This is a genomic window from Pseudovibrio sp. W64 (assembly GCF_001623145.1).
In the GTDB taxonomy this organism is placed as follows: domain Bacteria; phylum Pseudomonadota; class Alphaproteobacteria; order Rhizobiales; family Stappiaceae; genus Pseudovibrio.
Window position 1 is genome coordinate 475,903 of the sequence record NZ_LMCI01000038.1, and the last position, 13,275, is coordinate 489,177.

Here is a 13,275-nt window from a genome sequence, read left to right on the forward strand (position 1 = left end):
TGGGTTAATTGAAGTGAGTTTCCGTAGGGTTGCAAGCCAAAAATCGCAACCCTACGTACGTACGCTCAAGACAGCTTATAACGGCCCGAGGAGGTCGTATGACCGCGCTGAATTCGACCATCTTTGAGCTTCCAGAACTTGAAATTAGGCATCTGGCTAAGCTCTTTTTTGAACTCAGGGCCGACCGTTTGACAAATCTGCTTGCGGTCAATGTCATTTGCCAGAGCAAACACAAACTGAGAGCTGCAATTGCCTCTAAAGGTTGTATGAACGAGGGCTGGACGCTGAGAAACACCGATCAGGTTAATCCCACGATGTCGCCCACGGTTTGAAAGGTTCTGGATGCCATCCATCCCAGCTGGCATGGTTCGATTGGGCATACCAGTATCAGCCTCTTCAACAACCAACGTGAACTGGCGCATATCCGCACCCGCTTCGTAAGCTTCTTGCAAAGCCCATACGAGCTTGGCGATTTTATCCATAACCGCCATGAGATCGCCCGTAGGTACGTACGCAATCTTAAAGCCCTTCTTCCATTTGGCTTTCATCGTACGTATGAGGTCTTTCATGTTGGTCACACGAACCCAACCCGGTTTACCTTTGCTGTATTCGTCCTGAACATCGAACACGATCAGCTTAACGGCCTTCAGTTCGGCAATCATCGCCTTCACGATGGTAGACTTGCCCGACCCGGAGCGCCCGCAGACAAAAACGCGCTCAGCTTGCTTGTGTTCCATGAGTTCCCCCAGCGACGTTGTCGTTTGCAGCACCCGCTGTGTTTGGCTTTTGAGAAGAGCCAGCGCGTGATTTGAGTTCAGCGTTAATCGCCAGCGCTTTTGGAACGGCAAAGGCCCCAATGGCGAGCAAGCCTTGAAGCGTTTCGTTCTCTGGCTGGATCATCCAACGCAGCAACGGCGATTTTTGCGCGATCTTGTAAAGGTAGTCCGTTGCAGCCCGCGCACTTGGTTCCTCTGGAGGTGTGATTTCCAGAGATTGGAGCGGCTGCATTCCTTTCATGAGAAACAGAATATTTGGAGCCGCCAACATGCCCTTGAAGCTCTGGTAGAACTGTTCTTCTGTCAGGAATTCAGGTGCAGCATCTATACCAGGCGATTGCTCTGGTGTTTCGCCAGAACCTTTAAGATTGTCGTTGTCAGGCGCGTATTCCGCCTGCAACGCATCAAAATCCGGTCCTGTGACGGTTTCAGGCTCATCCAAGGAGCCAGTTGCTTCCTGTAGGTTGTTTGTCATCATCATTATCCGCGTTGTTGTTATCGTTATTTGCGGTTTGAGAAGCCCGAAGTTCGCGTTCGAGGTTCTCGGAGCGAATTTCGCCCATGGTCACAACTGAGTTGCAGCCTTTGCCTTGTGGGTCATGCCCACCGTTGCAGGTGTAATAGAGTTTTTGGGCCTTGTTTTTTCGCAAGTCCACGACAGCAGAGCAAATAAAGCACTTGCCGCGCCCAACTGAGTTCTCAGCCATTATGCAGCCTCATCTTCTTTTTCTGGTTTCAGGCTTTGCATTTCCCTACGTACGTGTGACTGGTTGAGCACCTTGGTAGAGCCAGTGCCCTTTGGCGTACGTACGAAACCGGTGTATTCCGGTATTCGCGCCAGTTGCCCCGAAATTGGCCCGTAAGCTTCTGGTTTGAATTCTGGTAAATCAATCTCATGGCGTATGAGAAGGTTCTCAACCTCATCTGGACCGATCATGGCCGCGCCTAGCACCTGAGCAGTGAGCCGTTTGCGTACGACCTGTATCCAGCTATGCGGATCAAAGCGGAAAACCTCGCCACCTTCCTCAATTTCGTGCGCTTCCATTTCCTCAGCCATGGAGAGTTGCTCATCGCTGGCTTCATCTTTGAGCTGGTAGCGTTCGCGAAGACCCCGCGAATAGGTGAGATGCCGAGCACGGTGGAAGGTTTTGGCGTATTCGGCAAACAGCACAGCACTTGAGTTTGAGCCGTTGTCCGCATCATCAATCAATTGCCAAATGGAGCGGCCTTTTTCAGAGCGTTTCAGTGCACCCTTGGCTATTTCTGCCCCGCTACCCCATTTGGAAATGTATTGCCCCGCTTTTTGCGGGTTTTCTGCCTTATAGAAGTCTTGGGCTTTTAAGGAAACTTCAATGCCCTTCTTTGCCATCAGATCAGACCAACGATCAAAAATCTCGAATTTCAGTTCGTTCTGTTCTTCCTCTGACAGCTCATCCGTAAACCACAAAATGTGCAAGTGTGGGTGCCAGCCATTCACCCCGTGGGTGATTTCGAAAGCCCGGATATACCCATGAACGCCAAAGCGCTCTTTCACTCGTTTCCAGTGACCGGAGCGAATGAGCTGATCCCAAGCCCAAAGCAAGAGCTGGCGCAACTCGTTACACGTGTCATGGCTTGTATGCCTCATGGTCAGGGTGTTCATGAAAACCATGCCGTTACCTTGGCGTTCATGGGCTCTAACCAGTTCCTCAACTTCTTCAGCACGGCCATTTGAGATTTTGGAAGCGCATTCGGGGCATGTCCAGATGCTCCCGCAAGTGGAAATCCCGCGATAGCAAGTTCCCGTTTTGGTTTTGTGGACGGAAACGACCTCGGAACAACGGCGACGGCCACAATGGGAGGTTCGATGTTCGCCGCCCAGAATTTCGCCTGCCCGATTGCGGAGCCTATGGCGATAATCCTTGGCGTTCTCACACTGGAATTTCGAATTTCTGGTGGGATTGTTCGCGACTGTATCAAGTCCAGACATCATGCGGCCCTCAGTAAAGAATTTTCATAGACTTGGAGAAGCTCAGAGCGGCCCTGAGAGCACTTCGTGCGCAAATAGGCCACTGGACCCTTTTTGAAGTCACGAGCGTCAATGACCGTCTCACGCTGAAATTGGCCGTACCAGCTGAGACGCATCACAAAAGGCCGACCTTCTTCAACGAGAAGGCCGGCCAGAATGTCTGCAACGTCTGGATAGAGAAAATTACACTGTGCAACGAAAAACGGTTCGACCTCGTTGAACTGGCTGAATTCAATCGTATGCCACTGGGGAGCTATTACAGCTGCAATGAATTCCAGATCAGAAAGAGGATGCAGGACCGCCGCGCCCTGCACCCATGCCTTAAACACATCCATGGCTACAGGAGACGCGCTCAAGGCATATTCATCATCTAAGTCCGTACGACAAAAATAGCCCCAACTAGGGGCTATTAAGTGTGTGATAGGGCGAGCTTTCAAAACGAAATCTCCCCGTCATCCGCTGCAGAAAGATCCCCTTTGAGATCCCGATAGTCCTGCATGCCAATTTCAGAGAAATCGAACACACGAATAATCCGGTAGAATTCGAAGGGATGAACGCCAGACAGATAGAAATTACGATGCCCAGTCGCGCTGTTATGGCCGAACTGGTAGCTGTCGTAGATATCTGGCGCGGCCTCGTTGAACTCAAGGGCACCTTTGATCAGGTCCAAGTTCTTTTGGCTTAGCTCGTGAGAACTCGTGATTGTGCGCGTTAACATTAAGATGGGGGTGGGAATAGAGAGCTTGTAGGTAGGCATCACACGCCCTTTCCGGTAAAGAGGCGGTTGAAGCGTTTCTGCTCAGCGCTGATATGAGGGGGAAGGGTTTCAGGGGTGTCCTGCTGAGGCTCATTGCCTCTGAGGCTGTACACCAAACCATGCATGTCATGCATTTCCCTTAGGGAAGCCTCAACATAGCAGCTACGTAACATGAAAAGCTCTTCTTCGAATGTTAACCCCCGAAGGTCTAACTGCTTGAAGATATTACGCCCTTGCCAAGTTAAACGCGCCTTGTTTACGCAGAGTTCGTTCCACATAACACTTGATTGAGAGATGAAGCCAGCAAGAAGAGCCTCTTGCTCAAGGGAGAGCTCGCCTTGCACTTCTACAGGGCGGGGAACACCATTCCGATTTGTGAAATTGTAAATCATCAACAACCTACCAATCTTTAGAAGCGGCTCCCCGGATGACTGGTAGGTCCAGTTTCTTGCGTGAATTCGGGTAGTTACCGAGCCGAGGAGCCTGCGCCCTGTCTAGTTGGCTATTGAATTGCCAACTTCCAATTCCAGACATATGCGCCCAAGAATTGCAAGCCCGCGTCAGGTCGTGTTACATTCCAAATCGCGTGAATGATATATACTTGGTGGTTGCGATGAATATTAGAGAATTACTTGAGAGGGCCCGCGTCCGATCCGGCCTAAATTCCAAGCGACAAGTTGCTATTGAAGTAGGTATTGCGGCCAGCATCATGACGCAATATGAACGCGGGGTATTCATTCCGACGGACGAAATTCTATGTGATTTCTGTGCGTTAGCAGAAGTTGATCCCAAGCGCTGGTTACTTTGGGCGAGAATGCAGCGAGAACAAGGCAAGGCGCGGCAGCATTGGGAAGAGATTGCGGCGATGTATGTAAAAGAAACCAACCCACAAGCAGCGTGATAGTATAGGCGGAAAGTGAACATATATGGAACAAATAAACATGGATTTGTTTCATATGGTTGGTTCTGCGAAAATGGGTGTTTGGCTGCATTGAACTGCCTGGAACATCTGCGTTTTAAGATGTGTGGCTATTATTGAAGTGTTCGTTAGCGTGGGTTGCATGTATCGATTGATACAGCGGAGGTTGTTGTTCTGATTTATGCAAGTGGTGTGTCCATTTTTTGAAAGACAGGCCATTGCCCAGCACCAGTATTGTATCTCAGCCGATTTCTCCGATTCTTTATACACCTGTTGAGGCTGAAACCGCCGCGCAAAATGAGTCGGTTAAGCTCTATACATCTGATAAAGGCTCCTCCTTTGGTGTTGAAACGCAAGAGCAGTTTCTGAATTTCAAGGGAAACCGGGAGCAGCAACTTGAGCAGCTTCGAAAGGAGCTGCCGCAAGAGACGCTGAAATCGCCCTTACTGAATGGCACTGCTGCATTAAAAGCAGTCCCAGAAACTCTCCCTAAATCATATGACTGGGTTGGGGAGCTTGTAGTGGGAGATGCGCCAGATCTTTCGACATTAAAGCCAAATATTACTGAGAAGTTTGCAGAGGGTGAGAGCCATATCTCAACTTATACGACAGCAGATGGTCACAATCTTGTCGGCAAAATTGAAAGAACTGTCGCCGCCGGGCACCTGAAGGCTGAACTGAGTGCTTATAAGACAATTTATGAAAATGCAGGCGAGCACCCAAACCTAGGGAAAGTTTATGGGATGGCCTCGGTACCCTACGGTAGTTTGGTCAAAGAAGCCTTGGTGATGGATGAAGTTGTTGGCGATCGTGGCAGTGTCACCATGCGCAAATTGAATCAAGCGTGGAAGGCGGGGGATATCTCCAGCGCGCAATATTGGGGCAGTGTTCAATATATCGGGCAGAAACTGTTGGATGTTACCGGTCATATCAGTAAGGCTGGTTTAGTTCACAATGACATCAAACCAGACAATTATGTAGTGAGCGCAGAAACTGGTGAGCCTGTAATAATTGACCTTGGTTTACACTCCAAAGCTGGAGAGACCGCTAAAGGGTTTACCGAGGACTATAAAGCCCCTGAGGTACACCCGAGACATCCTGAAACTTCTGAAAAGAGCGATGTGTTCTCAGTTGGTGCGACCCTTCTTTCTGGCGTTGAACAAGGGCTTCGTGATCAAAACCACATGCCAAATGCTGGATTATGGCATTCAACGAAAATTAGCAGGGATGATGAAGGAAACGCAGTTAAGATCCCGGGGCTCGCGGCGGTTGAAACAGATTATTCCCGCTTTATGGACGGACTGCAAAACTCTGTTAATCAGCGACCTGATGCCGCTGAAGCAGGTTCTCTTTCTTTCATCCAGGATAGTCTGATTGAGGAAAGTGAAGCCCGGTCTGTACTGAAAGATGTGGTTTCAAATCCAAAATATGATGGCCGAGATGCGCGCTCTGAGCGGCAAGTGACCGAAAAAGACATTCGAAACTCTTTTGGTGATGTGCGTAACGTCTTGGTGCAGCGTGCAAAAAATGAATCGCAAGGTGATGCTGCATTTGCGATTATCGAGCTGGGTAAGCAATGTAAAACGGTCATCAGAGCTGAAAAACAGGGCAATGCAGACAGTTCTGTCCTTGGGAGGCTACGTGAACTGGTTTCTAAGACATATCATACACTCTCTCAGTTCTCTGCTCATCACAATACAAGTGCGCGAAAGTCTGAAGCCTATGAGGTTTCAAGGATTCTATCGCATGAAGTTTCTGAGTTTAAGCAGTTTGATCCTCAGTTGATGACTGAGCCCAAGCTAAAGAATTTGCATGAGCTGGAGCTGCTGGAGACCCGCCTTTCCGCCGTTTTGGACTTAACAATTCCTGTTGGCAAGCAGTCTAAAATGCCGCCAGACGACGTGTTGGTGAGCCTTTATTATTTGACTAGTAAACAGATTGAAGTGCGAGATGCTATTTCTCAACTGAAAGAAAGCCAGGCAAAAATAGAAGCTTATCAGCAAGCTCATAGCGAGCAGGATCTTTCTTGGTTACCTGTGGCAGAAGATGCCTTGCAAACTTTCGAGGCGACGCACCCGCGAGTTGTAAGCAGCTGGGGTCATGAAGCTGAATTGCATGCCAAAGTTAATTCAGAAAATGCCGAGAAGGCTTGGGAGAAAGTTGAACATCTGCAGCCTGAGCTGGAACGTTTGTCTGAAGACTTGAAATCTGTGCTCTCTTTGCTTGGCCCGGGTCCCTACCCGACAGATCGCTTGGGAGCTTTGAGAGAGGACTATTCTCAGAAACTGGGCACTGTCGATACGTTGCTTCGTTTAGAACGAGAGTGGGTGATCTAGCATAATACTGCAGATAAAGATTGTGTAGCAGTGGGTCACTGCCAGAAGCACATAGGTTTAAACAACAAAAGAGCCTGCGGTGGTCGCAGGCTCTTTCTTCAGCGTGGTTATTGTTTTTGTTAGCTGACTGCGATCCCGGGGAAGATGATCAGCAGGGCGACGGCTACGATCTGGATCATGATGAATGGCAGCAGTGCTCTGAAGATTTCGCCCAGACTTATATCGGGCGGAGCCACGCTCTTCAGGTAGAAGGCCGCGGGTCCAAATGGTGGCGAGAGGAAGCTAACCTGCATATTCATGGCAAAGACAACGCCGAACCAGATTGGATCGTAACCAAGCTGTGAGACGATTGGCACGAAGATCGGCATGGTAAGCAGTGCGATGCCAACCCAATCCAGGAACATACCAAGCACGAACAGGATGAGCATCATGAACAGGATCACGACGGTTGGATCGTCGGAGATACCTGTGATCAGCGCCTGAACAAAGCGGATACCACCCATCAAGTTGAACACGCCGACCAGTGCAGAGGCCCCTACTCCAATCCAGACGATCATACCGACGGTTGAAAGTGTTTGCTTGGCCGCTCCCATGATGAGCTTGACTGAAAATTCACGGCGGATGATGGTTGAGATGGTTACACCGAGCACACCGATGGCAGAAGCCTCAGTCACACTTGCGATGCCGCCATAAATGGAGCCGAGAACGAACACCACAACGAGGATCGGGAGAAACAGGCCTTTAAGGAGACGCATTTTTTCCGTGAGCGGGATCTCGCCAGCTTCCGGAATTGGAGCGACTTCTGGGTTGGAATAAGCGCGGATCAGAATATAGGCGGCGTACATGCCTGCAAGCATCAGGCCCGGGAAGAACGCTGCCGTGAAAAGGTCGCCGATGGAGACACTGGCGGTCAGGCCATAAATGATGAGTACGATGGATGGCGGGATCATTGTACCCAGAGCGCCACCTGCACAGCAGACGCCAATGGCAAGTTTGCGGTCGTAGCCAAGACGCAGCATCTGCGGCAGGGCGATCACGCCAAGCAGAACAACTTCACCACCGATGATGCCGGACATGGCTGCCAGAACAACAGCCACGAGAAGCGTCTGGATAGCGATGCCTCCGCGCAGACGCCCGCCAACGAGGCGCATGGCGTCAAACAGGTCCTTGGCTATCCCCGATCGATCCAGGATCGCGGCCATAAGCACGAACATGGGAACGGAGACGAAAACGAAGGAGTTCACGAAGCTGAAGATGCGGCTGACGATCAGCGGCACGGCGCCCGGGCCGAACCAGCCCAGTGCGAAAATGAGAGCAACAAGCAGTGTGACGAAAGCAAGAGGCATGCCCGTCAGCAGCAGCAGAAGCAATGAGCCGAACATCAGAACCGTAGCCAGCTCGATGCCCAGAGCTTTAAAATCCGGGATCAGGACGAGTAAATCGGTCATTTTTTCTTAGCGTAGTTGACGGCCAGAATTGCAAATTGCAGGCACATGAGAATAAGGATACCAAGCAGGAACAGCTTTAGCAGACCTGGTGTTGGCGGGTTCCATGCAGAGCCGGAGGTCTCCAGACGGAAATCACCGGCGGGTGTCCAGATTGCGCGTTTTACAACGAGCCAGCCTGCCCAGGAGAACAAGGCGCTGGCGAGCGCACAGGCAATGGAGATAGCAACGTTGAAGACACGCCGAAGCTCGGGAGAGAGTGCATCGTAAATCAGAACCACACGGATGTGTTTGTTCGTCGATGCGCAGTAAAGACCACCAAAAAGGAATGTTGTCGCTGTCAGGAAGATGACGGTTTCGTGGGCCCAAATGGTTGGTGAATTAAACAGATACCGCATTGCGACTTCAAAAATCAGAATTGCCGCAGACGATACGATTGCAAGTGAAAAGAGTGCGCTGAGTTTTGCTATTATGCGCCCGAACAGCCCCGCTTCAGGTATGGCTCTTTGGCCAGCGTCTTTTTCTTCGTGATCTGACATTCACCCTGCCTCCCCGCTAGGTACCGAACCGTCGGGGAACTTGACGGTCCGGTATGTTTCACGCGATTTAAATCAGCTTACTGAGCAAGCAGACCTTGCTCTTTCAGGTAAGCGGACAGTACCGCGTAAACGCGTTTTGCGTTATCAGACTTCTCAGCAACTTTCTCCCACTGAGAACGTGCAATTGCACGGAACTTAGCGCGTTCTTCTGCAGACCAGTTGTGAACGGTGATGTTTGGATCTGCAATAGCTTCTGCTACTGCAACAGCATCACGCATGGACAGCTGGGCAGTCATGTCACGTGCGAAGTCACGAACAGACATTTCCATGATAGCTTGAATGTCGGCTGGCATGCTGTCCCATGTTTCTTTGTTCATGGAAACTTCAACCAATGGCATGGAGTGGAAGCCTGGGTAAACCGGATGGCCTGCTACAGCATGCATGCCCTGCTGGTGGTTGGTTGAGAACACTGTGTAGTCTGCTGCGTCGATCACGCCTTTATCCAGCGCGGTGAACACTTCAGAACCTGGCAGGTTCACAGGTGCTGCGCCTGCAGCAGCGAATACGTTCTGTACCAGACCTTCTGGTGCGCGCATCTTCACGCCCTTCAGGTCATCAACGCCGTCCAGAGGAACCTTGGAGATGAATGCTTCAAGACCAGGAGTGGTTGCACCGATGAACTGCAGACCATATGGGTTCAGCAGTTCATTCATCAGCTGCTTGCCACCGCCGTACTCCATGAAGTTGAGCATTTCGGATGGAGAACCGTATGCTCCAACCGGGTTTGCGATCAGACCGAAGGCTGCATCTTTACCGGTGAAGTAAGAGGTGTCAGTGATGTGACCGTCAATGATGCCTGCTGCAACAGCGTCCTGAGTTTCAGTGTGCTGAACGATTGTGCCAACTGGCAGCATTTCAACATTAACGCGGTCGTTGGTAAGAACGCCAACACGTGCTGCCCAAGCCTGCTGAAGTTCAAAGTTCGGGTTACCAGCTGGGTCAGACGACTGGAAACGCAGAGAATAATCTGCTGCAAGTGCCGTTGTGGCGGTGGATGCTGCAATGACTGCTGCAGCTGCAAATTTCAAAAACTTCATACTCACAGTACCTCCCTGAAGAGTATTCGATATTGGCGGCCTTAGGCCACAGTTTCCGGCATGATCTGGCGCAAAATTTGATTGATGATGTCAGTTTTAGCACCACTCACGTCGACGTTGATGTGCAGCTCGTCCAAAGACGGAGGCTGCAAAATTTCTAACTGGCTGTCCAGCAGCTCAAGTGGCATGAAATGATCCTGCCGATTGAGCATTCTTTCGCGAATGATATCTTTTGATCCTGAAAGGAAGATAAAACAGGCATGAGGCAAATAAGTGCGGATGATGTCACGGTAAGACCGCTTAAGGGCGGAACACGCAACAACAACTGCAGGTGTTGCTTCTTGTTTGTTTAAGTCAACGATCGCTTGCGAAAGATCATTCAGCCAAGGTCGGCGCATATCATCCGTTAGCGGATGCCCCCGACCCATTGCTTCAATATTGCCTTCAGGATGAAAATCATCGGCCTCGACATAGGTCGCCGGTAAACACGTAGCCAAAGCGCGTGCCACTGAAGTTTTGCCGACGCCACAAACACCCATGACGACAAATACTGATTTTTTATAGTCTTCCACGGCCCTAATTTTCCTCCTAAGAGAATTTGATTATAAATGATTGCGCAATCATTTTGCAAGAGGTATCTGAAATATCTACAAAGGCGCTCAGGAATAGGGAGAATTTTTTGATGCCAAAACCAACGCTTGTAGATGTTGGACGAGAAGCTGGCGTTAGCGCAATCACAGTTTCCCGCGCACTTCGCTCACCGGAAAAGGTGTCTGAGGCATTGCGTGCGAAAGTTGAAATTGCTGTGAAAAAACTTGGCTATGTGCCGAACCAGTCTGCTTCTACTCTTGCGTCAAATAAGTCCAGCTCCATCGTGGTTATGGTCCCTTCCATCTCCAACAACGTGTTCACTGATGTGCTTGGCGGAATCAGCGATGCGTTGCACGGATCGCGCTTCAATATGCAGATCGGTTACACCAATTACGACTCGCAGGAAGAAGAACGCATCCTGCGATCATTCTTGAACCCTACTCCCTCCGGCGTGATCATTTCTGGTCTTGAGCAAACTGACGAAACCAGGCAAATGCTTGAGAATGCAGGCGTTCCTGTTGTACAGATTATGGACATCAGCCCGAAGCCCATCGATATGATTGTTGGTTTCTCGCATGATCAGGCCGCAGAAACGGCGACGCAACATCTGATCGATTCGGGTTACAAAAACATCGGCTTCATTGGTGCGCAGATGGACCCGCGCTCTCTGAAACGTCTGGCTGGCTTCAAAAAAGCAATCAAAGACAATGGTGAGTTACGTGAGCAGTGCATTGCGGTGACGAACGAGCCTTCCAACGTGCGGTTGGGTGCAACCCTGCTGGATAAGCTCACCTCGCAGTTTCCCGAGTGCGACGCAGTTTTTTGCAACAATGATGACTTGTCTGTGGGTGTGCTGTTTGAATGTCAGCGACGTGGCATCAAGGTTCCTGAAGAGCTTGGCATTTGCGGTTTTAATGATCTGGGCATCTCATCAGAGACCGTCCCAAGCATCACCTCAGTTACCACTCCGCTGCGAGAGATTGGTCGTCTTGCCGGTGCAATGGTGATTGGCGAGGAAGGTGCGCCTTCAACTCCGATTGTTGATTTGAGTTACACAATCTCTGCACGCGAAAGCACAAAAAGAACATAAGCCAGAGTGGTTACTCTGGCTTTTTAATCAGTGGTAGTGTTTGCAGCGGGATGTTTTGCCAAGACCCGGATTGAAGCTGTTTGTCGGGTCTATGGACTTATAGAACTCGACCAGATCCGTTTTCGCTTTATAGATGTGTCCGACATTGTGTTCCGCCGGATACTCAGCGCCGCGTGTGTCTAAAATCTCAAGCATCTCTTGCTTAAGGGCAGCTACATCCACGCCCTTTTTGACAATGTAATCCTGATGCAGCACATGGCACATGAAGTGGCCGTAATAGAGCCGGTGGATCAGCTTTTCTTCGATATGTGCAGGTAAATGCTCAAACCAGCTGCGATCATCCCGGCGCAATGCGATGTCCAGCGCGAGGATGTCTTCCGCAGCATCTTCGTGCACTGCTTTGTAGCGGATTGCTGCACCTGCCGCAGCAAAGCGGTGAAGTGCAGCCATCTTGCCCTCCTTCGCATCACAGGCGAAAAAGTCACCTGAGCGTGACGCAAAGAAGTCCTTCAGGAAAGTTCCCGCTTCATCGATGCCTTCATCGCTCATCTTTAGGATGAGATGGTGTTCATAATCTCTGCGATACTGAGACATGCGTTTTGGCAAAACATCCGGCCAAACCTTCGCAAGCACTTGCATGAAGCGGTCTGTCAGGTTCTTTGGGAGAAAGTTGACCTTGTTCAGGTAAGCATCCACCCCCCCCTTCAAAGCAAAGAAAGTCGGCAGGCGATCTGTACCGAGGTGGTTGATCATGACGACGGTGTCTTTGCCGTACTTCTCTGAGATGTCATAGGCTTCGCGGTGCATGTATTCTGCTGAAACCGGAAGGCTCTCAAAGTGTGACAGGATATGGCGGCGCAGTTCAGTCAGTTCTGCCGGATCATTGGTGCCGATGTAGAAAGTCTTTTCAGCACCCGCTTTGGGGAACGTATCCAGACGAACAGCAAATACGCCAAGCTTACCTGCGCAGCCGCTGGCCTCATAAAGACGGCGTTTATCCGCATTAAAACGCGCTGGTGTGGCAGCATCCACATCGCGAACACGGCTGTGGTATTCGCTGTCTGATGCCTTCTGGTTGGTGCCCTTCACATCCGCTGGAACGTAATTGCCACTTTCCAGATTGCTCAGAATCTCCTCAGCTGAGTTGCCAAGTTCAATACCAAGATGGTTGACGAGAACCAGTTCGCCATCCGCATTGAGCTGAGCGAATAAAGAAAGCTCGGTGTAAGACGGGCCGCGCTCGATGAGCGATCCGCCAGAGTTGTTGCAGACACCGCCAATGATGGAGGCACCAATGCAGGACGAGCCGATGACCGAGTGTGGCTGGCGGCCCAGTGGAGCCAGCATTTTCTCCAGGTCAAACAAAGTAGAGCCGGGAAAGCTGATGATTTGCTTGCCGTCATCCAGGGCCTGAATCTGAGTCATCCGGTTGGTGTTGATGAGCACCACATCGCGCTCATAGGTTCCCTTGGGCGTAGAGCCTTCCGTCAGTCCTGTGTTCGCAGCTTGCATGATGACGATCTTGTCTGCCGCAACACAGGCTTCCAGTATCTTCCATTGCTCCAACAGTGTACCGGGACGTACGACTGCAATCGCCTCCCCTTCTCCAGAGCGGAACCCTTTACGGAACCGCTCTGTCTTTTTTGGGTCGCTGAGAACGTAGCGAGTGCCAACGACTTTCTCAAACTGCTTGATCAGCTCTGCGTTGTTCATCTCG

General features: G+C 50.6%; 15 protein-coding genes. 3 read left to right on the top strand and 12 right to left on the bottom strand.

Annotated features, from left to right (window positions below):
• Positions 1–65: 65 nt before the first annotated feature.
• From PsW64_RS18745 to PsW64_RS18780, 7 genes are all read right to left on the bottom strand, one after another.
• The gene (locus tag PsW64_RS18745; RefSeq protein ID WP_193757826.1) at positions 66–770 is read right to left on the bottom strand and encodes a helicase HerA domain-containing protein; all 705 of its coding nucleotides are present in this window, start codon (positions 768–770) and stop codon (positions 66–68) included.
• A complete protein-coding gene (locus tag PsW64_RS27660; RefSeq protein WP_193757827.1) occupies positions 718–1,251 on the bottom strand; it encodes a hypothetical protein in 534 nt (177 codons plus the stop codon). The genes PsW64_RS18745 and PsW64_RS27660 overlap by 53 nt, the downstream gene beginning before the upstream one ends.
• The gene (locus tag PsW64_RS18755; protein WP_063304549.1) at positions 1,211–1,483 is read right to left on the bottom strand and encodes a hypothetical protein; all 273 of its coding nucleotides are present in this window, start codon (positions 1,481–1,483) and stop codon (positions 1,211–1,213) included. The genes PsW64_RS27660 and PsW64_RS18755 overlap by 41 nt, the downstream gene beginning before the upstream one ends.
• Positions 1,483–2,745: a protein rep gene (locus PsW64_RS18760; RefSeq protein WP_153042395.1), complete on the bottom strand. Its 1,263-nt coding sequence runs from the start codon at positions 2,743–2,745 to the stop codon at positions 1,483–1,485. Before PsW64_RS18760 ends, PsW64_RS18755 begins: the two co-directional genes overlap by 1 nt.
• Entirely contained in the window at positions 2,745–3,140 is a 396-nt protein-coding gene (locus PsW64_RS18770) for a hypothetical protein (RefSeq protein WP_153042396.1), read from the bottom strand. Before PsW64_RS18770 ends, PsW64_RS18760 begins: the two co-directional genes overlap by 1 nt.
• Positions 3,141–3,217: 77 nt before the next feature.
• Positions 3,218–3,541, bottom strand: a complete 324-nt coding sequence (locus tag PsW64_RS18775; protein WP_063304553.1) for a hypothetical protein — start codon at positions 3,539–3,541, stop codon at positions 3,218–3,220.
• Positions 3,541–3,933: a hypothetical protein gene (locus PsW64_RS18780; RefSeq protein ID WP_063304554.1), complete on the bottom strand. Its 393-nt coding sequence runs from the start codon at positions 3,931–3,933 to the stop codon at positions 3,541–3,543. The genes PsW64_RS18775 and PsW64_RS18780 overlap by 1 nt, the downstream gene beginning before the upstream one ends.
• Before the next feature lie 221 nt (positions 3,934–4,154).
• On the opposite strand from PsW64_RS18780, the gene PsW64_RS18785 reads away from it, so the two are divergent.
• Together PsW64_RS18785 and PsW64_RS18790 are read left to right on the top strand one after the other, a co-directional pair.
• Positions 4,155–4,442, top strand: a complete 288-nt coding sequence (locus tag PsW64_RS18785; protein WP_153042397.1) for a helix-turn-helix domain-containing protein — start codon at positions 4,155–4,157, stop codon at positions 4,440–4,442.
• Positions 4,443–4,678: 236 nt separating this feature from the next.
• Positions 4,679–6,796, top strand: a complete 2,118-nt coding sequence (locus tag PsW64_RS18790; RefSeq protein ID WP_063304556.1) for a protein kinase domain-containing protein — start codon at positions 4,679–4,681, stop codon at positions 6,794–6,796.
• Positions 6,797–6,915: 119 nt separating this feature from the next.
• Here the strand turns inward: PsW64_RS18790 and PsW64_RS18795 are convergent, their stop codons facing one another.
• From PsW64_RS18795 to PsW64_RS18810, 4 genes are all read right to left on the bottom strand, one after another.
• A complete protein-coding gene (locus PsW64_RS18795) occupies positions 6,916–8,244 on the bottom strand; it encodes a TRAP transporter large permease (protein ID WP_063304557.1) in 1,329 nt (442 codons plus the stop codon).
• Positions 8,241–8,780 carry a TRAP transporter small permease subunit gene (locus PsW64_RS18800; protein WP_063287755.1) on the bottom strand — a complete coding sequence of 180 codons (540 nt, stop codon included), beginning with the start codon at positions 8,778–8,780 and terminating at the stop codon, positions 8,241–8,243. Before PsW64_RS18800 ends, PsW64_RS18795 begins: the two co-directional genes overlap by 4 nt.
• Before the next feature lie 77 nt (positions 8,781–8,857).
• Positions 8,858–9,877, bottom strand: a complete 1,020-nt coding sequence (locus PsW64_RS18805; RefSeq protein WP_063304558.1) for a TRAP transporter substrate-binding protein — start codon at positions 9,875–9,877, stop codon at positions 8,858–8,860.
• A 41-nt stretch (positions 9,878–9,918) separates the two neighbouring features.
• Complete coding sequence (locus PsW64_RS18810) at positions 9,919–10,449, bottom strand: gluconokinase (RefSeq protein ID WP_057462462.1); 531 nt, start codon at positions 10,447–10,449, stop codon at positions 9,919–9,921.
• A 110-nt stretch (positions 10,450–10,559) separates the two neighbouring features.
• Here PsW64_RS18810 and PsW64_RS18815 point away from each other — a divergent pair, with 110 nt between their 5' ends.
• Entirely contained in the window at positions 10,560–11,558 is a 999-nt protein-coding gene (locus PsW64_RS18815) for a LacI family DNA-binding transcriptional regulator (RefSeq protein ID WP_063304559.1), read from the top strand.
• A gap of 27 nt (positions 11,559–11,585) precedes the next feature.
• Here PsW64_RS18815 and dld read toward each other — a convergent pair whose 3' ends face one another.
• The gene (dld, locus tag PsW64_RS18820) at positions 11,586–13,271 is read right to left on the bottom strand and encodes a D-lactate dehydrogenase (RefSeq protein ID WP_063304560.1); all 1,686 of its coding nucleotides are present in this window, start codon (positions 13,269–13,271) and stop codon (positions 11,586–11,588) included.
• Positions 13,272–13,275: the final 4 nt, after the last annotated feature.